A 20844-nucleotide genomic window follows, 5' to 3' on the forward strand; every position below is an offset into this window, starting at 1 on the left:
GGAGACCGACCCCGACGCCACCGGCCACACCGACGCGAGCGACGGAACCGGCGGCACCGGAAGCACCGCCTCCGCGCGGCTGGCCGAGCTCGCCGACCGCGCGGCGCAGCTGGAGGGCACCGCCGACGATCCGAAACTCGCCGCCCTGGTCAAGCACCTCAAGGCGCTGCTGGCCGACGGCTACCACCCGATCGTCTTCTGCCGCTACATTCCCACCGCCGAGTACGTCGAAGACCACCTCGACGGCAAACTCGGCAAGAAGACGGTGGTGCGTTCGGTGACCGGAACGTTGTCGCCGCAGCAGCGGGTGCAGCGCATCGAGGACCTGGCGGGCGAGACCGCCGACGACCCGGCGGCCCGCCGGGTGCTGGTGGCCACCGACTGCCTGTCCGAGGGTGTGAACCTGCAACACCACTTCGACGCCGTGGTGCACTACGACCTGGCGTGGAACCCCACCCGGCACGACCAGCGGGAGGGCCGCGTCGACCGGTACGGCCAGCGCAGCGAGGCGGTCCGGGTGATCACCCTCTACGGCGCCGACAACGGCATCGACGGCAAGGTGCTGGACGTGCTGATCCGTAAGCACCGTCAGATCCGCAAGGACCTGGGCATCTCGGTGTCGGTGCCGGACGAGCAGTCCTCGGCGGTCACCGACGCCATCATCGAGTGGCTGTTGATGCGCACCACCAGCCCCGAGCAGGAGGCCCTGTTCGACACGGAGGCGATCACCCGCAAGGCCGAGGTGGTGGAGGCGGACTGGAAGTCGGCCGCCGAGCGGGAGACCACCACCACGGCCAAGTTCGCCCAGCGCGCGATCCACCCGGAGGAGGTGGCCCGCGAGGTCGCCGCGGTCCGGGACGTGCTGGGCCGCGCGACCGAGGTCCGGAGTTTCGTGCGCCGCTCGCTGGCCGCGTTGAACGCGGTGCTGCGCGACGACGAGGACGGTTTCACCGCCGACGTCAGCGGCACACCCGCCGGGCTGCGGGACGCGCTGACCCCGGTGCTCGCCGGGGACGCCCTGGACGCGGGCAAGCCGGTGCCGTTCCGCACCACGGCGGCCGTGGGCCGTGGCGAGGCCGCGCTGGTGCGCACCGACCCGGTGGTCGGCGCGCTGGCCGAGTACGTCCTCAACATCGCCCTGGACCGCGACGCGCCCGGACCCCGGCCGGCCCGGCGGTGCGGCGTGATCCGCACCCACGGCGTGGACACCCGCACCACGCTGCTGCTGGTGCGTTACCGCTTCCACCTGACCCTGCCGTCGCGGGAACGCGACGGCCGCGAACTGGTCGCCGAGGACGCCCGCCTGCTGGCGTTCCAGGGGTCACCGTCGAACGCCACATGGCTGTCCGATGAGGACGCGTTGGCGCTGCTGGAGCTGGAAGCCGACGCCAACACCGACCCGGACTTCGCCGAACGCACCATGCAACGCGTGCTGGACGCGCTGCCCGCCGTCGACGAGCAGCTGCACGACCACGGCGACCAGCTCGCCGCGCAGCTGCGCGACTCCCACGCCCGCGTCCGCGTCGCCGCGCAGGAGATCCGGCGCGGCCTGACCGTCACCCGCCAGGGAGGCGCCGACATCCTCGGCGCCTACGTCTACCTGCCCGCCTCGGGAGGCACCGCCTGATGTCCGCCGTCACCCGCCACCAGGTCTTCTCCGCCGTGCACACCGTCGGCGGCCTGCTGCCCGTCGACATGCTGGTGCGCATCTCCGAGGGCAAGGACGTCGAAGGCGCCAAGCCCGCCGACTACCGCGTGGTCGGTTCCCGCTCGGTGCGCGACGAGGCCGAACGCCACTGGGACTTCCTGCGTTCGGTGTGGCGCGAGCTGCGCACCGACCTGCCCCGCACACGGGAGGAGGAGCTGCCCACCGATCCCACCGGGCGGGCGGCGAGCCAGTGGCTGGCCCCGCTGTTCGCCGAACTCGGCTTCGGCGAGCTCACCCCGCTCGGCGAGGCGGGCATCACCGCCGACGACGGCGCCAAGACCTTCCCGGTGACCCACCGTTGGACCCACGTGCCGGTGCACCTGGCCGCGTGGCACCACAGCCTCGACAAGTGGCCCGGCGGGGCGGGCACGGTGCCGCCGCAGTCGCTGGTGCAGGAGTGCCTGAACCGCACCGACGGCCACCTGTGGGGGGTGTTGACCAACGGCAGGCAGCTGCGGCTGCTGCGCGACTCCAGCGCCCTGGCCACCGCCTCCTACGTCGAGTTCGACCTGGAGGCCATCTTCGACGGTGAGCTGTTCAGCGAGTTCGTGCTGCTGTATCGGCTGCTGCACGCCTCCCGGTTCGCCGTGGCCGAGGACCAGCCCCCGTCGGCGTGCTGGCTGGAGACCTGGCGCAGCGACGCCATCACCTCCGGTACCCGCGCCCTGGACCAGCTGCGCGACGGTGTGCAGCAGGCGATCACCACCCTGGGCACCGGCTTCTTGAAGCACCCGGACAACGCCGCGCTGCGGGACGACGTCGACGTGGCCGCCCTGCACAACGCCCTGCTGCGGCTGGCCTACCGGATGATCTTCCTGTTCGTGGCCGAGGACCGGAAGCTGCTGCACCCGTCGGACGCCGACCCGCAGGCGTGCGAGCGGTATGCCACCTACTTCTCCACCGCGCGGCTGCGCGCGCACGCGCGGCGCCGCCGCGGCACCGCGCACAGCGACCAGTACCAGGCGCTGCGGCTGGTGCTGGACGCGCTCGGCGACGAACACGGCCGCCCCGAACTCGGCCTGCCCGGCCTGGGCGGCATCTTCGACGACACCGAGGCCGACGCGCCGCTGCGCGGGCTGTCGTTGTCGAACGAGTACCTGCTGACCGCGGTGCGGCAGTTGTGCCAGGTGCGCGACCCGATCTCGCGCCGTTGGCGGTCGGTGGACTACGAACACCTCGACGCGGAGGAGCTGGGCTCGGTCTACGAGTCGCTGCTGGAGCTGGTGCCCCGGCACAGCGCTGTGGATCGGGAGTTCTCCCTGGAGACTCTCGCGGGTAACGAGCGCAAGACCACCGGCTCCTATTACACGCCGTCCTCGCTGATCGACACGCTGCTGGACTCCAGCCTGGACCCGGTGATCGACGACGCGGTCAAACGCGGCGAGCAGACCGCCACGGCGGCCGGGCACGCCGACCCGGGCGAGGCGATCGTGGACGAGCTGCTGGCGCTGACGGTGTGCGACCCGGCGTGCGGCTCGGGGCACTTCCTGGTCGCCGCGGCCCGGCGCATCGCCAAGCGGGTGGCGGCGGTGCGCGAACGCAACCCGGAGCCGACGCTGGGCGCGGTGCGGCACGCGCTGCGCGAGGTCATCACCCGCTGCGTCTACGGCGTGGACCTCAACCCGATGGCGGTGGAGCTGGCCAAGGTGGCGCTGTGGCTGGAGGCGATGGAGGCGGGCAAACCGCTGGGCTTTCTGGACGCGCACCTCAAGTGCGGTAACGCGCTGATCGGCACGACCCCGGCGCTGCTGCGCGGCGGCATCCCGGACGAGGCGTTCAAACCGATCGAGGGCGACGACAAGAAGCACGCCAAGGCGCTGGAGAAGCAGAACAAGGAGGAACGCCGAGGCCAGTACGACCTGTTCGACTTCAGCGCCGAGACAAAGGTCGCCAACGCGGCCTTCGCCCGCGACGTACGCCGCATCACCTCGGTCGTGCCGGAGAAGCTGGCCGAGGTGCGGCAGCAGCAGGCCGACTACGACGCGCTCGCCGCCACCGACGAGTACCGGCTGTCCCAGCGGGTGGCCGACGCGTGGTGTGCCGCGTTCCTGTGGACCAAGACGCCCGACGCGCCGCGTCCGGTCACCGAGAGGATCTTCCGCGACCTGCAGGACCCCGAGGCCGACGCCGCCCCGCAGCGCACCCACCACGAGATCGACCGACTGCGCGAGCAGTACCATTTCTTCCACTGGCACCTGGAGTTCCCGGACGTGTTCACCGTCCCGGACAGCGGCGCGGGCGTCGACGAGACGACCGGCTGGGCTGGCGGCTTCGACTGCGTGCTCGGCAACCCGCCGTGGGAGCGGATTAAGCTCCAGGAACAGGAGTTCTTCGCTCAGCGCGACGAGGAGATCGCCAAGGCGAAGAACGCTTCGGCGCGCAAGAAGCTGATCGCCGCGTTGGCCGAGGATCCAGACAGGCAGCCGTTGTACGAGGAGTTCGAGGCCGCCAAACGGCAGGCCGAAGGCGAGAGCCACTTCCTCCGCAACACCGGGCGCTACCCGTTGACCGGACGAGGGGACATCAACACCTACGCGGTGTTCGCCGAGACCGACCGCATGGTGACGGGATCACGGGGCCGCACGGGTGTGCTCGTGCCGACCGGCATCGCCACTGACGCCACGACCCAGTACTTCTTCAAGAGCCTGGTCGAGGAACGCGCACTGGCGGCGCTGTACGACTTCGAAAACCGCAGTGGGCTCTTCCCCGCTGTGGACTCTCGAACGAAGTTCTGCACTCTTTCTCTCGCCGGGACTGCGGCACAGGAGTCGGCCGCCAGGTTCGCCTTCTTCCTGCACGACCCGGCCGAGCTGGGCGACCCCGACAAGACGTTCACTCTCGCACCGGAGGAGATCAAACTCCTCAACCCCAACACCGGCACCTGCCCGGTCTTCCGCTCCCGCAAGGACGCCGAGATCACCCTCGGCATCTATAAGCGTGTCCCCGTGCTCGTGACGGAACCCGACGAGCGCGGGCAGGGCGGCAGCAACCCGTGGGGCGTGTCGTTCATGACGATGTTCCACATGTCCAACGACTCCCACCTCTTCCACACCCGCGAGGACCTGGAAGCCGACGGCTGGACCCTCACCGGCAACATCTTCACCAAGGGCGACCGCCGCATGCTCCCACTGTATCAAGGCATGATGACCTCTTTCTTTAACCACCGAGAAGCAGATGTGGTCAGGAGTCCAACAGCGAAGCAACGGCCTCAGCAGCCGCGATCCATCGAAACGAAGGAACTTAAAGACCCTGCTCGCTATGCTATGCCGATCTACTGGGTGAGTAGTTCTGACCTCAAGGATGATCTGCCGGATTGGCTAATGGGGTATGGCGATATTACTAGTCCAACCAACGAGCGTACTCTAGAGCCTTCGGCCATCCCTAGGTCTGCCGTTGCGAACGCGTTCCCTTTGTTGCTGCGTATGGGCGGGAAAGGCGAGTTGTCGGCAGCTCTCTTGGCATGCCTTTCATCATTCGTTGTAGACTATTGTGCGAGGCAGAAGTTCGGTAGAACGAGTCTTAATTGGTTCTTCTTGAAGCAATTCCCCGTGGTGTCTCCTGATCGGATGAGTGAACGGGGCGTGTTTGGCGTTTCGGCTGTGACGTTTGTTGCGGTGCGTGTCCTTGAGCTTTCCTACACCTCCTACGATATGGAGTCGTTCGCGCGGGATCTCGGGGACACGGGGGCGCCGTTCCGGTGGGATGACGAGCGTCGGGCGATCATCCGGGCCGAGTTGGACGCGCTATTCTTCCACCTCTACGGCGTCTCTCGTGAGGACGCCGCCTACATCCTCGAAACCTTCCCGATCGTCAGGCGCAAGGACGAGGCCAAGTACGGCACCTATCGCACCAAGGACTTGATCCTCGCCGAGTACGACCGCATGGCCGGGGCCGGGGTGGACCTCGATACGCCACTCGTCGACGGGGAGAACTACACCTCTACGCTCACTCCACCACCCGGCCACGGCCCCCGTCACCCCGCACGGTCGAACACGACGGAATCGGCCGGTGTGTGACTTGGTTTTGGGGCTGACCAACTCACGATCAAGGATTTACGGTTTTCGGTGGAAGGCGTCGCTGTCGGGGTGTATCGGACGCTTGACCAGATCGACGTGACGGTTCTACGCAGAAAGAGGTACCGCTGCGAGTAGCCGATCGAGGACCATGTGACATCCCTCTTGGCGCGTACCGTGGACGTACTGTCTCGTGCTGTCGTCCGCGGTCCCCGCAGGCGGAGTTCACATCTCGATGACCTCGGCAGTGTCACCGAAGGGTGAGTACCGGACCCGGACATCGGGCCCCGCCTCGTGCTTCAGCCGTCGCGCCAGTTCGCGGCCATCGGCCACCCATGTCGCTTCGTTCTCGGGATTCTGGATTCCGGAGTCCTGCGGTGCGTCATCGTCGTAGGTGTGCTGCATACGGTCGTTCCACTCGGTGGCCGCTGAGATGAGGCCGTCGCTGAGGGGGAGCAGATCGGTGATTTCCTCGGGACCGTAACCGTCGGGCACGTCATCACCGATGACCACCCAGAAGGGGCCGATTCCCCAGTCGAACCGGAGGGTGATCTCCCGCACTTCGTCGGCTTCGCTCATGGGTGACTCCCTCAACTTTCGACTCATGGAGATGGGATTAGCTCCGACGATGTAGCCGTTGGAGCTTATCGTGATGGCGATACGCTTGGGCACACCCTCGACGTTGACCTCGTAGACCGCACGGTCCTTCCCCGCGAAGCCAACCGGGCCTTTCCGAGTCACGGCATCGAAGATCTCTCCAACGATCTCGTCCCTCGGAATCCCGTAGCCTTCGAAGTCGGTTACCCGTTCTGGTTTCATGAGGTGTTGCAGGCCACTGCGATGGTCGCCTTCCTCCAGCCAGACCACGCGGCCGTCCCAAGCGCGGGTGATTCGGACCAACCGAGTTGAGTTGATCTTATGCCCGTTGCGTTGCGCCTCAGCGATCAGCTCCCGATCGGATGATGCCTTGGTGTCACCCGAAGACCGCCTTGACGAACCGGCTTCCGACGAGCTCGCGGGTTGAATGGTTACGTGCGAAGGTGCGACTCCAAGGTTGGACAAGTACCCGCGTAACAGGAGTTCCAGTCGTTCGCAGGCATGCAGGACCTCCATCATCTCATTGACGGCATGGCCGAGCCCCTCGGTCGCGGTGAGTAGTTCGGGGTCGGCGGTGCCCAGCGTGATGTCGGCCAGAGTGGCCTGAGCTTGCTCCAGAGACGCGGCTGCCTCGCGGAGGACAGGTTTGGGACTCAGAGAGATCACGCGTTCGACCGTTGCGGCCAGGGCTTCTACCGACACGGACGCTCCCGGTGATCGATGGTGTGTGTCGCCAAGGTCATTCTCGGCCACGTCGCACGCCGTGGTCGGTTTTTTGGTGCAAGAAGGTCGACTGTTCGCGACAGGCAGCGTGATCAAAGGAACGTCGGCGTCGAAGCACGTCTACTGCGGTGGGACAGTTCCGGGGATTCGAGGAGACAGCCGTGGAGGATGCGACACGTCCGCCCCTCCGTCGGGGCATCGGCCGGACGTTACGGCTCGATCCCCGGGAGGTGTGAGTTGGTGGCCCGGACCAGGTGGGCCAGTTCGTCGAGTTCGACGACCTCGCGTCCGGCCGCCCGCAGTGTCTCGGCCCCTTCGCAGTCGACGAAGAGGTCCGGCTCGCGCCAGGCGAACACCACGCGCGGGATACCGGCGTCGAGGATGTGTCGGGTGCAGGTCACCGGCCGGGAGGCGCGGGTGCTGCACGGTTCCAGAGAGGTGTAGAGGGTCGCACGGGCCAACCGGGGATCATCCGGGGCCAGCTTGGCGAGGGCGCTCTCCTCGGCGTGATCGTGCGGGTCGGTCTCGCGGGAGTAACCGGTAGCAAGAACTCGGTCGTCGGCATCGGTGATGATCGCCCCGACGGAGAACGCAGACGGCGACACCGGACATCTCGCCGCCAACTCGATCGCCTCCCGCAGACGCTTCCGGTCGGTCTCCTGCGCGGACATCTCAGCCATCCCGCGAGGATAGATACCGCAGCAGCACCACGTCACCGAGCTGTCGGGTCTCCGCGAGCGTCATCGGCCGGTGCGGGTTCTGCGGGAACACAGCGGGCCGCACGAACCGGGGTGCTGCTGCCTGCCCGACGAAGAACGGCGCGAGCACCAGATGCAGCTCGTCCACCACTCCGGCGGTGAGGAAGAGCGTGTGCATCGTCCCGCCGCCCTCGACCATCAGCCGCTCGATCTTGCGGTCGGCGAGGTCGGCCAACACGGCGTGCACGTCGAGAGGCTCTCCCATCCCACACACCGTGGCGACCCGCCCCACCCGATCTTCGACCGCGGGCACCGCAGAGTCCGGAGTGTAGACGAGCTTGTCGGTCTCCCCGGTCGTGAAGAACCGCGACTCCGGGTCGAGCTCCCCGGTCGTGGTCAGGGTGACCTTCGCCGGGCTGGCCGGCAGGCCGTCCTCGACACGCCGCTGCTGCCGCTCCGGTGAACGCACCAGCAGCCGGGGGTTGTCCGCCCGGATGGTGTTCGCCCCCACCAGGATGGCGTCCATCCCCGCGCGCACCTCGTCCACCCGGTCGAAATCGGCGTCGTTGGACAGCAACAACCGAGTGTCGCTGATGTCGTCGATGTAGCCGTCCAGGGAAGCCGCCACCGACAACAACACATGGGGCCGATCGCTCATGGAGACGCTGATCCCTTCTCGTTGATGAGCTGGCGCACCAGCCTGACGTACTCGTCCGCGTCCCGGCACTCGCCGAACGCGTCGAAGTAGTGATCCGGCATCCACTCGCGCTGGTGCCGTTGCCGGCGCGCGTGGTCGTAGAAGCGGCGAGCGGTGCCACCACTGAGCGGGAACGGAATCACTCTCACCCCGGTGAACACGGTCAGATCCACCTCGTCCGCCGTGCCCTCACCGCCACCGATCACCAGCGCGTAGGAGGCATCCCGCACCACGTTCGAGCGGCCGAAAAGGCTCGGCGTCATGGTGAAGTCGGCAGGACGGTACCGGTCGGCCATGTAGGTCATGACCTCAATACCCACCCCGACCGGACCATGGTTGACCCGCAGGCCGGACACCATCGCGAACCGGGCCAATGCCGGAACCGCCGCGTCGATAACGTCCGCGTCGGCGTCCTCGGCGCGGCTCCCGCAGATCGCGATGCGCAGCTGCTCCTCGACGGGTCGGTGACCCGATACCGCCGTCACCGAATCGTCGCCCGGAGCGGGCTCGCCCGGCTCGTCCGGGACCACAGAGGCTTCGCCGGGCTGCTCCCGATCGTCATCGACCAGAGCCGCGAGATCGGTGAGACTGATCCCGAGCGCGGACGCCAACCGGGGACGCAGCCACGGAGATACCCGTTCGCCGTGCTCCCACCGGCTCACGGTCTTCCGATCGACCTCGACCGCAGCCGCCAGCGACTCCTGCGTGAAGCCCGCGACCTCCCGACGAGCCACAAGCCCGGCACGCCGCCTGCCCACCGATCACCCCCATCTGACCTCACTCACCGTACTGGAGCGGGCACGGAAGCACATCCGATCTGAGCCGATCGCCGCGAGATTCGGTTGGTGGTGCCGCCGGGAACTCGGGGAAGCTGTTCACGAGGTGGCAGCCGCGCGACCGCGTCTCACCCTCGCGCGGCTGGGCCGGCTGAACGCGCTGAAGTCCCCGCCGACATCCGGATGTTCAGCTCCGGGTCAGTCCGCGTGGGGTCGGTGCCGGGGGTGGGTGAGCATGCGGCGGGCGAGTCGGGCGACGTCGTGTCCGGTGGTGCGGATGGCGCGAGTGTCGTCGGGGGCGGCCTCGTCGAGGTGGGACAGCGCGCCGATGACGCGATGGAGGTGTCGGCGGAGGCCGGCGGGGTCGTCGTCGGGTGGTTCCGGGCGATGGGGGCGGCAGGTTTCGAGGATGCCGCGGCCACGGTCGTGGAGGTCTTCGAGGCTGCCTCGGGTGCGTTCGCACATCTCGGCGAGCAGGTCGTCGAGGGCGTGCCACTGCCGTGGCGGCAGGCTCGGCCGGGTGAGGGTGACCGGGGCGGGGCCGGCGAGGGCGACGGTGGTGTCGCGTTCGGCGGCGCGGGTGTGGAGTTCGGTGGTCAGGTCGGCGAACCGGTCGGCCAGCGCGGTGAGTCTGTCGGCGGGGAGTTCACCGTCGTGCTGGTGGTGGAGCAATTCGACGACCACGGCGCCGAGGTGGCGGTTGAGTCGGGCCAGGCGGGCGAGGAGCTCCCGGTCGTGGTGCAGCATCGGCGGTTCCTGGGGTTCGGGTGGATGGTGGTGTGGTCCGGTCGGCGCGGGTGGCGAGGGAAGGGCCAGGCTCGCCGTTCCCGCGCCGACCGGGAACGGGCCCGGCCGGGGAGGTGTCGGGGAAGTCCCGGCCGGGCTCTCACCCCCGGTGCGTCGGCGCGTGGGAAGGATCGCACCGGGGGTGACGTCTCACAGGGAGCGCAGTCCGTGGAGGATGCGCCGTAGCAGGGCCTCCGTCGGCGGGTCGCGTTGTCGGAGCGCGCGCCGAGCCCGAGGGACCTCGGCATCGGGGTCGGTGCTGGGCCAGTGGTCGGCCAGGTGGTGCAGCACGACGGTGTCGGCGACGGGCAGCGCGGGCAGCCGGACGGTGTCCTCCGGCTGGTTACCGCTCGGGTCGAGAGGGTCGTCGGGGAGCGGGGCAGGAGCGTGTCGGGTCATGGGCGGGGTTCTTCGGGCCGGGGGACTGGTCGGGCAGCGGGGGAATCTGCTCGGGGCTGAAGTTCTCGCGTACGCGGATCTCGCGGTCGCAGATCCAGCAGGTGGGGCGAGGCGGGCCGTCGAGGTGGAAATCGCCCTCGGCCGGGGTGACCTCGGCCCCGCACAGCGCGGGGAACGGCCGTTCTGGGACGGGCGTGGTCGTGGTGCGGTCGTAGGCGTGCAGTCGGCCCTCCGCCTGTTGCCACCGCCACCACATCAGCGGCACCTCCCGCGCGGCGTGGCGTAGACCTCCGGGATGGTCCGGTCCGGCGGATAGGACGAGCGAATCGGCATCGTTGCCTCCCCCTCAGCAGTAGCGTATGTATATCGCTACAAGTATTGTTGCGCGAAACAGGATGGGTTGCAGCAACAATCCAGGCAACTAACTGATCGGATGAAACCCTAGACACTCTCCGTAGCTGCGTACGGTAGTTGCATGGCAAGCAACGCCGACACTCCGAGGGCTCGCGCGCTCGGCGCGGAGCTCCGACAAGCGCGTGAGACGGCAGGTCTGTCTCAAGAGGCCGTGGCGAGGCAGGTCGGCCGCACGAAGTCTCATGTCTCCCGGTGGGAGAACGGTCGCCTCACTCCCGCTGAAGCGGAAGTCGCCCAGGTCATCCAATTACTCGGCGTGCCCTGTGCTGAACGGGAACGGCTACTCGATCTTGCCCGTGCCGCTCTGGACCCGAACTGGATCGCACCTGGGGTTGACAAGCAGCTGGCCGCACTCACCGATTACGAGCGCACAGCCAAGCTGATCGTCAATGTTCAACCGATGCTGATCCCCGGTCTAATGCAAACCTATGACTACGCGCGTCATCTCATGCTGGCAGGGGGTATAAGCGCCGGTGAGGCCGAGCAGAACGCACGGCTGCGTGTAGGGCGTCAACACGTCGTCCCCAAGACACGCCTGTTGGCACTGATCGGTGAACACGCCCTCCGCTACCCACCGTGTAGTGCCGACGTGATGGTGGAGCAGCTCGATCACCTGCGAGCTTTGGCGACTCGGGACAACATTGAGGTTCGCGTGCTCTCCTACGAGTCGCCGTTGCCGATGCGTTTCGGCTCGTGGGTGCTGATGGAGTTCACACGGGCCAGGCCGGTCGTGCATCTCGAGCATTACGACGCTTCGGCCACCATCACCGATCCGAAGTCAGTGGCGCGCTACCAGGGGGCGGTGGCTACTCTGCGCGAAGCAGCGATGAGCCCCGCCGACAGCTCAGCGCTCATCGCCGATGTTCTGGACACGATGAAAGGAACGTCATGACGGGACAACAGCATCAGGATGGCTGGCGGAAGTCGAGCTACAGCGGCCTGAAGACCGACTGCGTCGAGTTTCGCCGGGTGGACGGTGGTGTGGAGGTGCGTAACTCCAAGCGTCCGGAGGGGGCGACCATCCGCTACACCGATGCGGAGTGGCGGGCGTTCCTCGCCGGGGTGAAGGACGGCGAGTTCGACCTCTGAAAGCCGTCGGCCGGCGAGGCCGTCACGAGCCGAGGGTGCTGGACACGATCCTCGGCTCGTGTCTTTGTGTGTGGGGGACTGGGGGCGGCTGACGGTGAGGTAGAGCGATGAACTACACGATCTGGCCCGCGCGGGACGACGACCTCGGCACCGTGATGCGGCTGTTGCACGAGCGGGTCGCGTGGCTGCGCAGGCGTGGGAGTGACCAGTGGTCGACCCATTCTCGGTGGCTTCCGGAGATGGAAGAAGCGCTTGCGCGAAGACGGACCTGGCTGCTCCGTGACGCACGGACCTGCGTGCCGCTCGGCACGGTCACGCTCGGCACGAAGGGAGATCCCGAGTTCTGGACTCCGGCCGAACTGGGGGAGCCCGCTGTCTACCTCGCGAAACTCGCCACCACACCCGCCTACGCGGGTCTCGGCCTCGGGAAGCTTCTGCTCGATTTCAGCCTCTACTTCGCCGCCACGCGGGGTTTCTCCACGGTTCGGATGGACGTGTGGCGCACCTCCACCGACCTGCATGCCTACTACCGGAGTCACGGCTGGTCCCAGCTCCGCACCGTCGACCTCCCACACCGCCACTCCGGGACGTTGTTCGAGAAGGAGGTCACCTCGCGCGACGAGACCGGCCTGCCTGGGGAGCTCGACATCTCCCCGCCCGGGCGGCGGATGACGCCGGCGCCGGTGATCCTGTCCGAACTCGCTCGGTGCCATCCGCGGTGACGATCCAGGCACTCAGGTCGGCGGGAATGCCAGCACATGCATGAGGCCCACCTGGGAGGATGCGCCGATGATCTCGCCATCCTCCATCCTGTGCCGTACGGAGGCAAGTGGGATCCAGTCGATCTTCTCGGCCTCGTTGATGTCGGTTGGCGCGCCGACATACTCGGCGCCCAGCGAGACGAACACCAGGTTCTCGGCGTCGGCCGATCCCACCACCGGTTGGGTCGACACGAGGGGGCGCACGTCGCGTGGCCGCCAGCCGGTCTCCTCCTCCACTTCCCGCGCGGCGGTGGCGGAGGGTTCCTCATCAGGGTCGACGTAACCACCGGGTAGTTCCCACACCCACCGGTCGAGGATCCAGCGGTGACGCCACATCATCAACACGTTCTCGCGGGCGTCATCCAGCACCACCATCATCGCTGCCTTGGGCATACGCAGGACGTACTGCTCGAAACACACCCCGTTCGGCAACTCGACCGACGCGATCGACAACTGGAGCTTCCGTGTGTCGTCGACCAGTCTTTCGCCGTGGATTGTCCAGCGTGTCAGCTCTTCACCCATGTGGGAGACCGTAGTGGCGGAGTTGTGAACGGGATTCTGCGATACCGCACCGCCGGAAAGGTTCGGTGGTCGTCGTGGGATGGTGACGAGTGATGAACTGGCCGCCCGAGGTCCGGCGGGACGCGGAGACGCTGTGGCGGTTCCACCGGTTGGACCACGCGCTTCGCCCCGTCGACGTCGCGGTCGGTGTGGGCAGCCATGACGACGGCGTACCGGTCCATGTCGCCGAGCTGTATCGGCGTGGCCTCTTTCCCTCGGTGGTGTTCACCGGTGCCAACTCGCCGACCACCGTCGACCGGTTCCCGCACGGCGAGGCGGTGGGCTTCCGGGAGATCGCACTCGAACACGGTGTGCCACGCGCCGCGATCCGGGTCGAGACCACGGCCACCACGACGGTGGAGAACATCCGTTTCACCCGGGACCTGCTCGCCGGGGACGGCCTCACGCCCCGCTCGGTTCTGCTCGTGTCCCGGCCGTACCAGCAGCGCCGCGCGCACGCCGTCGCCACCCGGATCTGGCCCGAAGTCAACGTCCTCTGCTCCGCTGCCCGGCAGAACCTGGACACCTACGTGGCCCACATCGGCGACGCCGACCGCGTGGTGACCATGCTCGTCGGCGACACCCAACGGCTGAAACTGCAGGCACGCTCCGGCGAGATCGCGCCGCAGGAGATCCCGGACGACGTCCGTGCCGCGTATACCCGGCTCGTCGCCGCCGGATACACGGCTCGGTTGATCCGTCCCCGGTAGCCACGCGGAAACCACCCTCAGTTCGTGAGTGCGCTACGGCAGATGGCTTCGGTCGGACGTCGCTCAGTCCTCTCCGCGGTCACCCGGCCGTGTCCGGTGGTGCCGACGGTCGAGCCGGACGGCGAGCACGGCGCCGAGGAGGCCGAGGGTGGGCTTGAGCGATGCGAGGATCATGCCGACCGTGGAGGGGGTGTCCTCGGTGTCCGTGAGGGCGTGGGCGAGGATGTCTCGGAGGGTGATCGCGAGCAGCAGGCCCCCGATGAGTCCGAGAGCGCCGATACCGACGGTACGCATGAGGTTTCCCCGGTCCCTGGTCGGTGTGGCCCGTCATCGACTCTCCGGGTTCGCGGGTGGCCGGACGCCGCGGGCCCGCTGGAGCGCGAGTGCCAGGCCCCCGGCCACGAGTCCCCAGACCGCGTTGGTCGCCAGGACGGGGATGATCGCGACGGGATTCGCGAGCGGGCCGCGGAGACTCCCGTCGAGGATCGGGGACAGCACGCCGCTGAGGGCGATGGACAGCACCCCGTATGCGAGTCCGGCGAGGACGAGGGTCAGCACGGGTGCGGTGTTCCTGCTCAATCCGACGGCCGCGATCCAGACGACCGTGATCAGGACCGTGATGCTGATCGTCACGGCCGAGTGGTGCTCGATGCCGAGCTGGGACCCGACGATCCGGGTGAGGGGGCGGACCAGCGCGAGTGCGCCGAGCCCGAGGATGAGAGGCCGGTTCAGGGAGCGGATGTCGGTCATGACACCGACGCTACGAACGCCCGCCACGGTGGTCATCGGCTCCGATTCTCGATCCGGATCGCTTCACACCGGGGCACGAGTACGTCGAAAGGCGACATCCGCACGGTTCGGCAGGCGCATGCGCGGAGCCCGGCCCGGACCGTACGCTGGGACGATGCCGACGCGGTCCACGGACTCCGGGGAAGGGCGGGTCCCGCCCCGGGCGTTCGACGTGCTGTTGGCCGTGGTGGTCGCGGTGGTGCTGTCGCTCATCATCGCGTTGTCGCGGGCGGGCGTCGGTGCCGCACCGCCCGTGTTGGCCTACGTGTTCGCCGTGGGGTTCGGTGCCGTCCTGCTGCTGCGGCGCCGGATGCCGGTGCCGGTGCTCGTGCTCAGCGTGCTGGCCACCTTCGCCTACTACACGCTGCGGTTCCCGCCGATCGGCGTCGCCCTCCCGGTCGTCGCGGCACTGTATTCGGCCGCGGAGGTCGGGCTGATCCGGTGGGCGGTCGGAGCGGGAGCGGTGGTCTTCACCGTCTCGCTGTACTTCCGGCTCCGCGACGACCCGCAACCCATCGGATATGTCCTCGGCACGGATGCCGTGTCCAACGTGGCGCTGATCGCCGCCGCGATCGCCCTCGGCTACGGCATCCGGGCGCGCCGCCTGCGTGCCGCCCAGCAGGAGCAGATCGCCCGTCTCACCCGGGAGCAGTCGGTACGCGAGGCCGAGTCGCGGGTCCGATCCGAACGCGAACGCATCTCCCGGGACCTGCATGACACGCTGGGCCACGCGCTCTCGGCGATCGCCCTGCACGCGAGCGTCGGCAGCGAGGCCGTCGGTCGCAGCGACGACACCGTCGCCGACGCGCTCGACCGGGTGAGGAACCAGAGCACCGCCTCGCTGCGCGAGCTGAGGTCGATGGTCCGCCTCCTGCGCAGCACCACCGCGGACGAGGAGACACGCCAGGTGCGTTCGTTGTCCGACGCGCAAGTGATCATCGAGGGAGCACGGACGGCGGGGCTCGACGTCGTCGCCGACATCGACGTCTCCTCCACGGACCTGTCGGCGGCGGTCGACGCTACCGCATACCGCGTCATCCAGGAAGCGCTCACCAACGCCCTCCGGCACGCGGAGGCGACCACCGCTCGGGTGAGCGCCGTCGTGGAGGACGGAACGCTGCGGGTGACCGTCGCCGACGACGGCCACGGTGCCGCCGCGGACGACGAGTCGCGGGGATACGGCATCACCGGAATGGTCGAACGCGTGCACCTGCTCGGCGGCTCACTGCACACCCGCAGCGCACCCGGTTCCGGCTTCACCGTCGAGGCCACGATCCCCACGAGGCCGGCACCGTGATCCGCATCGCCCTCCTCGACGACCAGGAACTCGTGCGCACCGGCCTGCGCCCGCTGGCCGAGCACGACGGTGACATCGAGGTCGTCGCCGAAGCCCCCGACGGGCACACCGGGCTCAGCCTGATCCGCCGGCACCGTCCGGACGTCGTCCTCATGGACATCCGCATGCCGCGCCTCGACGGGATCGCGGCGACCGAGCACATCGCGGCCGACCCGGACCTCGGCGACGTGCGGGTCGTCGTGCTGACCACGTTCGACGAGGACGAGAACGTGCTCGCCGCCGTCCGCGCGGGAGCGGCCGGGTTCCTGCTCAAGGACGTCGCACCCCGCGAACTGCGCGACGCGATCAGGGTCGTCGCCGCCGGTGATTCCCTGCTGTCCCCGACGATCACCACCAAGGTGCTGGGTCACCTGGGCGCGAGCCTGGCCACGCGCGTGCGGCCCGAGATGCTCGACGCCCTCACCGATCGGGAGCGTGACGTCCTCGCCGGAGTCGGCCGCGGTGCCTCGAACGACGAGATCGGCGCGAGCCTGCACATCAGCCCGGCGACTGCACGCACCTACGTCAGCAGGCTGCTCGCCAAACTCGGTGCCCGCGACCGCGCGCAGCTCGTCGTCGTGAGCTACGAATCCGGCCTCATCACGCCCGGCGACGCGTCGTAGCGGGGGCGACTGCGTGTCCGCACCGGGCACGACCGGCCGACAGCGTCCTTCCGGTGGATCCGAACCGGGTGCGCTGCCGTGGACCCGGTCGTGTATCTCCGTCAGTTCCCGGTCCGTGCGGAGCCACCTGGTGGTCCGCCGGTGTTCACTCCCGCCGGTGAGGATGTGCGCGGCCGGTCACCCGGCCCGCGTATCACTCGACGGGAGGTATCTCCGTGGATTCGTCCACCCGCCCACTCCGAAACAGACCGAGCACCGTCGGCCGCGTCGCGGGTGTGCTCACGCTCGCCCTGACCGGCACGCTGATCGTCCCCGTGGCCTCGGCGGCGCCCGGTGACGCCCCGCTGGACACCGGCAGGGCCGCCGCTTACCGGGGAAGTGTCGAGGTTGTCGACGGCCGGGACGACGCCCCGGAAGTCCTCGACGGCATCGTCTTCGACGATCGGAACAAGAATTCCACTCAGGACACCGGCGAGCCGGGCATCGCCGGTGTCACCGTCTCCAATGGCCGTGAGGTCACCACCACCGACAGCCGGGGCCGGTACGAGTTGCCCGCCTACGACAACATGACCGTCTTCGTCACCCAGCCCCGCGGTTACCAGGTGCCGGTGGACGAGGACAACGTCGCACAGTTCTCCTACCACCATCTGCCGGAGGGATCGCCCGAGCTGCGCTACGGCGGCATCGCGCCGACCGGGCCGCTGCCGGACGCGGTGAACTTCCCGCTGTCCAGGAGCAAGCTGACCCGGTCGCCCGAGCAGCATTGCCTGATCGGCGGGGACGTCCAGACCTACAACGAACAGCAGGTCGACTACGCCCGCAGGGGCGCCTTCGCCGATCTGCGGCAACGCTCGGACTACGCCGGCTGCGGCGCGTTGTTCATCGGCGACGTCGTCGGCGACGACCTCTCCCTCTACCCACGGATCCGGGAGCTGACCGGCATGCTCAACGGCCCGGCCCGGTTCCTGCCGGGTAACCACGATCTGGACTTCGACGCACCGAACAGCGAGCACGCCTTCGACACGTATCGCGCGGAGTTGGGGCCGGAGTACTACTCCTACGACTCCGGCAAGGTCCACGTCGTCGCGCTGAGCACGGTCGAGTACCCGCTCCCCGGCGGCGGGTACAACGGCGCCCTGGACGAGCGACAGCTGGAATGGCTCCGTCAGGACATCGCCCGGGTGCCGGAGAACAAGCTGATCGTGCTCGCCACGCACATCCCGCTGCTGGACTTCGCGGACCAGGGCAGCGCGACCCACCAGATCGACCAGGTCAAGGAGATCTACGAGATCCTCGAGGGCCGGGAGGCCATCGCGGTCGGCGGGCACACCCACAGCATCGAGAACCTGCGTGAAGGTGACAGCCTCGCGGGCTGGAAGGACACCTTCGGTGTCGACGGTCTGCCGTTCCCGCACCTCACGGCCGGTGCGATCTCCGGTGACTGGTACTCGGGCCGGATGCTGGAGGAGGGCTATCCCACCGCGATCCAGCGGGACGGCGGTGTTCCGGGCGTGACCACGCTCGACATCGCCAACACCGAGGTCACCGAGCGGTTCACCGTGCGCGGGACGGACGGGTCGGAGCAGATGGCTCTCGGGCTGAACACCCCGCGCTACCGCGACTGGTACGCCGAATACGCGGACGACCGGGGTGCCGCGCCCGAGTTCGCGGACCCGCTGACCGTGGCCCGGGACGGACTGGCCGAGACCTGGCTGACCACCGACTTCTGGATGGGCTCCACCGGCGCCGCCGTCGACGTCTCCCTCGACGGTGGTGAGGCCGTCCCGGCCGAGCGCACCCAGCCGATGAACGGCGAGGTCCCGCGCGTCGGCGCCGAGTGGTCCGATCCGGTCGCGGTCCAGCAGCAGCTGGTGCACGGCGGTAGCCTGGCCGACCGCTCCATGCACCTGTGGCGTCTCCCGCTGCCCGCCGACCTGGCTGTCGGCGAGCACTCCGCCGAGGTCACCGCGACCGACGTGCACGGCCGCGAGTACACCGAGACCCTCACGTTACGGGTCACGGAGTAGTCCGGGCGCCGGTGTCCGCCGGCCGTACCGCTGCCCGGCATCCGGCCGATCCGCTCTGCGGCCGGATGTCGGGCACCGGCGTCGGCGAGACCTCGCAGGGAGACTCGGACCTCCGCCCCGGGAATCCCCGAGAACGCCGGAATCCCATCGGCGATCTGTGCGAGCATCACCCGGGAGGGACGACGTGGGACGCGAGTCCCGCGCAGCGCCGACCGCGAGGGAGCCTGATGCCGGGTCCGTATCCCGAGTTCCACCTGCGCCTGCCCTACGAGGGGCCGGTCGCCCACGGCCGGTTGCTGGAGGAGAAGGGCACGAACGGAAGCCAGAAATTCGTGGTGTTGGCCGGCTCGCCGGTGCGGAGCAGCTATGTGCCGTCGTTCCCGGAACACATGCGCTCGTCCTATCTGCTCCGGCAGCGGTTGATCGGCGAGGGGCGGATCGTGCCGTCCCCGCAGTGGCCGGACCATCTGGAGACCACCGAGGACATCGAGTGCAACTCGCCGTCGGCCGCCGCGGAGATCCTCACCGGCAGTAGCGCCAACGGCTGGCAGGAGTGGAAGAGTCCGGACGGGCATCCGCTGGCCGACTACCTGCCGTCCTACTGGTACGGGCCCAACCGCACCTGGCTGGTGCGCGGCTCCAACGTCGCCGGGCAGGATCTGGTGCGATGGTTGTGGCTGCAGGAAGGGCTGGTGAGTCTGCCCGCCGGGCATCTGCGCCACGGCATTGAGCAGGGAGCCAGTAAGGACGCGTTGCGCACCGCCGTGGAGGAGGACTACGGCTCGCTGCTCACCCACAACCAGCGGGTGCGCCTGGTCGAGGAGCTGCACGCCTTCCTGTCGCGGATGAAGCCGGGTGACGCGGTCTGCACCATCTCCCAGGGCCTGCTTCACGTCGGTGAGATCACCGGGGATGTCGAGCAGGTCGACTCGGAGGCGGGCCGGTCGAACCTGCGGCGGCCGGTCGAGTGGCAGGACGTCGGGCACGACTACCACGAGTTGCCCGAAGAGCTGCAACAGAAGCTGTCCGCCCAGCACGATGTGGTGGACCTGACTGCCGTGGCGGGGCTGGTCGCCGGGTTGGGCCGTAGCACCGAGGAGCTCGACGAGCAGGCCCGCGAGGTCGGCGACACCACGGCGGAGCTGGCCGCGCTGGCCCGCCGGGAACTGGAACTGCCCGAACCGACCGACGAACTCGCCAAGGAGCTGTTGGTCCACGACGTCGCGTGGCTGCGGGAGGTGCGGGAGCTGTTGTGGGACGAGCGTCAGCTCGTCTTCCACGGCCCGCCCGGAACCGGAAAGACATACCTGGCGCTGAAGCTGGCCGAGTATCTCGGCGGCGGTGCGGAGCAGGTGACGCTCGTGCAGTTCCACCCGTCCTACTCCTACGAGGACTTCTTCGAGGGCTTCCGGCCGCAGGGGGACAGCGGGGAGGTGGCGTTCCGGCTGGTCGACGGGCCGCTGCGGCAGTTGGCCGACGCGGCCTCCCGCGAGGGCAACCGGCACATCCCGCACTTCCTCGTCATCGACGAGATCAACCGCGCGAACCTGGCCAAGGTGTTCGGCGAGCTGTACTTCCTGCTGGAGTACCGCAACCGTTCGGTGCGGTTGACCTACTCCGGCGACGACTTCGCGCTCCCGCCGAACCTGTTCGTCCTCGGCACCATGAACACCGCCGACCGTTCCATCGCCCTGGTGGACGCGGCGATGCGGCGGCGGTTCGCCTTCATGGAACTGTCCCCCCGCGTCGAGCCGACCCGCGGACTGCTGCGCCGCTGGCTGGAGCGCGAAGGGCGCGAAACCGAACCCGCCGACCTGCTCGACGCGCTCAACGCCCGGATCGACGACCCGGACTTCCGCATCGGCCCGTCCTACCTGATGCGCGAATCGGTCTACCGGGACGGCGGGCTGGACCGCACCTGGCGCACCAAGATCCTGCCGCTGCTCGACGAACACCACTACGGCGACGGGGTGGACGTCGAACAACGCTACGGGCTGCGGACGTTGCGCGCGGCCGTCGCCGCGTCGCGGAGCGGGCTCTCGCCGGGATGACGACCGTCGATCTGGCCGAGCACGGCCCGCCGCGGTCGGTGCCGTTGGACGACACCGCGGGGCGGGCCCTGGCCCACTCCGGCGCG

At 68.6% G+C, this 20844-nt stretch carries 20 protein-coding genes; 10 read left to right on the forward strand and 10 right to left on the reverse strand.

The genetic code is table 11. The annotated features are described in order from the left end of the window. Positions 1-1627: C-terminal helicase domain-containing protein (locus ACTIR_RS22670; protein WP_161629630.1), on the forward strand; the 1627-nt coding region annotated here is incomplete at its 5' end. Beyond that, the gene (locus ACTIR_RS0110360; protein ID WP_026454221.1) at positions 1627-5724 is read left to right on the forward strand and encodes an Eco57I restriction-modification methylase domain-containing protein; all 4098 of its coding nucleotides are present in this window, start codon (positions 1627-1629) and stop codon (positions 5722-5724) included. The genes ACTIR_RS22670 and ACTIR_RS0110360, both read left to right, overlap by 1 nt. 222 nt (positions 5725-5946) lie before the next feature. Here the strand turns inward: ACTIR_RS0110360 and ACTIR_RS27490 are convergent, their stop codons facing one another. The 7 genes from ACTIR_RS27490 to ACTIR_RS25375 all read right to left on the reverse strand — a co-directional run bounded on the left by ACTIR_RS27490 (position 5947) and on the right by ACTIR_RS25375 (position 10653). Beyond that, a complete protein-coding gene (locus ACTIR_RS27490; RefSeq protein ID WP_233345872.1) occupies positions 5947-7020 on the reverse strand; it encodes a hypothetical protein in 1074 nt (357 codons plus the stop codon). A gap of 230 nt (positions 7021-7250) precedes the next feature. Beyond that, the gene (locus ACTIR_RS0110375; RefSeq protein WP_026454222.1) at positions 7251-7721 is read right to left on the reverse strand and encodes a deaminase; all 471 of its coding nucleotides are present in this window, start codon (positions 7719-7721) and stop codon (positions 7251-7253) included. Beyond that, the gene (locus ACTIR_RS0110380; protein ID WP_034239332.1) at positions 7714-8397 is read right to left on the reverse strand and encodes a RibD family protein; all 684 of its coding nucleotides are present in this window, start codon (positions 8395-8397) and stop codon (positions 7714-7716) included. Before ACTIR_RS0110380 ends, ACTIR_RS0110375 begins: the two co-directional genes overlap by 8 nt. Then, positions 8394-9194 carry a helix-turn-helix transcriptional regulator gene (locus ACTIR_RS0110385; protein ID WP_026454224.1) on the reverse strand — a complete coding sequence of 267 codons (801 nt, stop codon included), beginning with the start codon at positions 9192-9194 and terminating at the stop codon, positions 8394-8396. The genes ACTIR_RS0110380 and ACTIR_RS0110385 overlap by 4 nt, the downstream gene beginning before the upstream one ends. Positions 9195-9410: 216 nt before the next feature. Then, positions 9411-9959, reverse strand: coding sequence for a hypothetical protein (locus ACTIR_RS25370; protein ID WP_026454225.1), 549 nt, complete (start codon positions 9957-9959; stop codon positions 9411-9413). 189 nt (positions 9960-10148) lie between these two features. Next, complete coding sequence (locus ACTIR_RS0110395) at positions 10149-10397, reverse strand: hypothetical protein (RefSeq protein ID WP_026454226.1); 249 nt, start codon at positions 10395-10397, stop codon at positions 10149-10151. Then, positions 10342-10653, reverse strand: coding sequence for a zinc finger protein (locus ACTIR_RS25375; RefSeq protein ID WP_084789402.1), 312 nt, complete (start codon positions 10651-10653; stop codon positions 10342-10344). Before ACTIR_RS25375 ends, ACTIR_RS0110395 begins: the two co-directional genes overlap by 56 nt. A gap of 219 nt (positions 10654-10872) precedes the next feature. Between ACTIR_RS25375 and ACTIR_RS0110400 the strand changes: the two genes are divergently transcribed. From ACTIR_RS0110400 to ACTIR_RS24800, 3 genes are all read left to right on the forward strand, one after another. Beyond that, positions 10873-11703: a helix-turn-helix domain-containing protein gene (locus ACTIR_RS0110400; protein WP_026454227.1), complete on the forward strand. Its 831-nt coding sequence runs from the start codon at positions 10873-10875 to the stop codon at positions 11701-11703. Next, the gene (locus tag ACTIR_RS0110405) at positions 11700-11900 is read left to right on the forward strand and encodes a DUF397 domain-containing protein (protein WP_026454228.1); all 201 of its coding nucleotides are present in this window, start codon (positions 11700-11702) and stop codon (positions 11898-11900) included. Before ACTIR_RS0110400 ends, ACTIR_RS0110405 begins: the two co-directional genes overlap by 4 nt. Before the next feature lie 107 nt (positions 11901-12007). Then, the gene (locus ACTIR_RS24800) at positions 12008-12622 is read left to right on the forward strand and encodes a GNAT family N-acetyltransferase (RefSeq protein WP_052583817.1); all 615 of its coding nucleotides are present in this window, start codon (positions 12008-12010) and stop codon (positions 12620-12622) included. Positions 12623-12634: 12 nt separating this feature from the next. Here the strand turns inward: ACTIR_RS24800 and ACTIR_RS0110415 are convergent, their stop codons facing one another. Further along, entirely contained in the window at positions 12635-13183 is a 549-nt protein-coding gene (locus tag ACTIR_RS0110415; RefSeq protein WP_026454229.1) for an NUDIX domain-containing protein, read from the reverse strand. Between the two features lie 92 nt (positions 13184-13275). Between ACTIR_RS0110415 and ACTIR_RS0110420 the strand changes: the two genes are divergently transcribed. Next, positions 13276-13932 (forward strand): YdcF family protein, encoded by a 657-nt coding sequence (locus tag ACTIR_RS0110420; RefSeq protein WP_026454230.1) that lies wholly within the window; start codon positions 13276-13278, stop codon positions 13930-13932. A gap of 63 nt (positions 13933-13995) precedes the next feature. On the opposite strand, the gene ACTIR_RS0110425 is transcribed toward ACTIR_RS0110420, so the two are convergent. Together ACTIR_RS0110425 and ACTIR_RS0110430 are read right to left on the reverse strand one after the other, a co-directional pair. Further along, positions 13996-14226 (reverse strand): hypothetical protein, encoded by a 231-nt coding sequence (locus ACTIR_RS0110425; RefSeq protein ID WP_026454231.1) that lies wholly within the window; start codon positions 14224-14226, stop codon positions 13996-13998. Between the two features lie 33 nt (positions 14227-14259). Next, on the reverse strand, positions 14260-14682 hold the full coding sequence (locus tag ACTIR_RS0110430) for a hypothetical protein (RefSeq protein WP_026454232.1): 423 nt from the start codon (positions 14680-14682) through the stop codon (positions 14260-14262). A gap of 154 nt (positions 14683-14836) precedes the next feature. On the opposite strand from ACTIR_RS0110430, the gene ACTIR_RS0110435 reads away from it, so the two are divergent. The 4 genes from ACTIR_RS0110435 (at position 14837) to ACTIR_RS0110450 (ending at position 20758) form a co-directional block, all read left to right on the forward strand. After that, the gene (locus ACTIR_RS0110435) at positions 14837-16018 is read left to right on the forward strand and encodes a sensor histidine kinase (protein ID WP_026454233.1); all 1182 of its coding nucleotides are present in this window, start codon (positions 14837-14839) and stop codon (positions 16016-16018) included. Further along, the gene (locus ACTIR_RS0110440; protein WP_026454234.1) at positions 16015-16680 is read left to right on the forward strand and encodes a response regulator; all 666 of its coding nucleotides are present in this window, start codon (positions 16015-16017) and stop codon (positions 16678-16680) included. Before ACTIR_RS0110435 ends, ACTIR_RS0110440 begins: the two co-directional genes overlap by 4 nt. A gap of 275 nt (positions 16681-16955) precedes the next feature. Continuing rightward, a complete protein-coding gene (locus tag ACTIR_RS0110445; protein ID WP_026454235.1) occupies positions 16956-18707 on the forward strand; it encodes a calcineurin-like phosphoesterase C-terminal domain-containing protein in 1752 nt (583 codons plus the stop codon). Between the two features lie 227 nt (positions 18708-18934). Next, positions 18935-20758, forward strand: a complete 1824-nt coding sequence (locus tag ACTIR_RS0110450; RefSeq protein ID WP_026454236.1) for a DUF4357 domain-containing protein — start codon at positions 18935-18937, stop codon at positions 20756-20758. Positions 20759-20844: the final 86 nt, after the last annotated feature.

This window comes from Saccharomonospora iraqiensis subsp. iraqiensis (assembly GCF_000430445.1).
Classification (GTDB): domain Bacteria; phylum Actinomycetota; class Actinomycetes; order Mycobacteriales; family Pseudonocardiaceae; genus Saccharomonospora; species Saccharomonospora iraqiensis.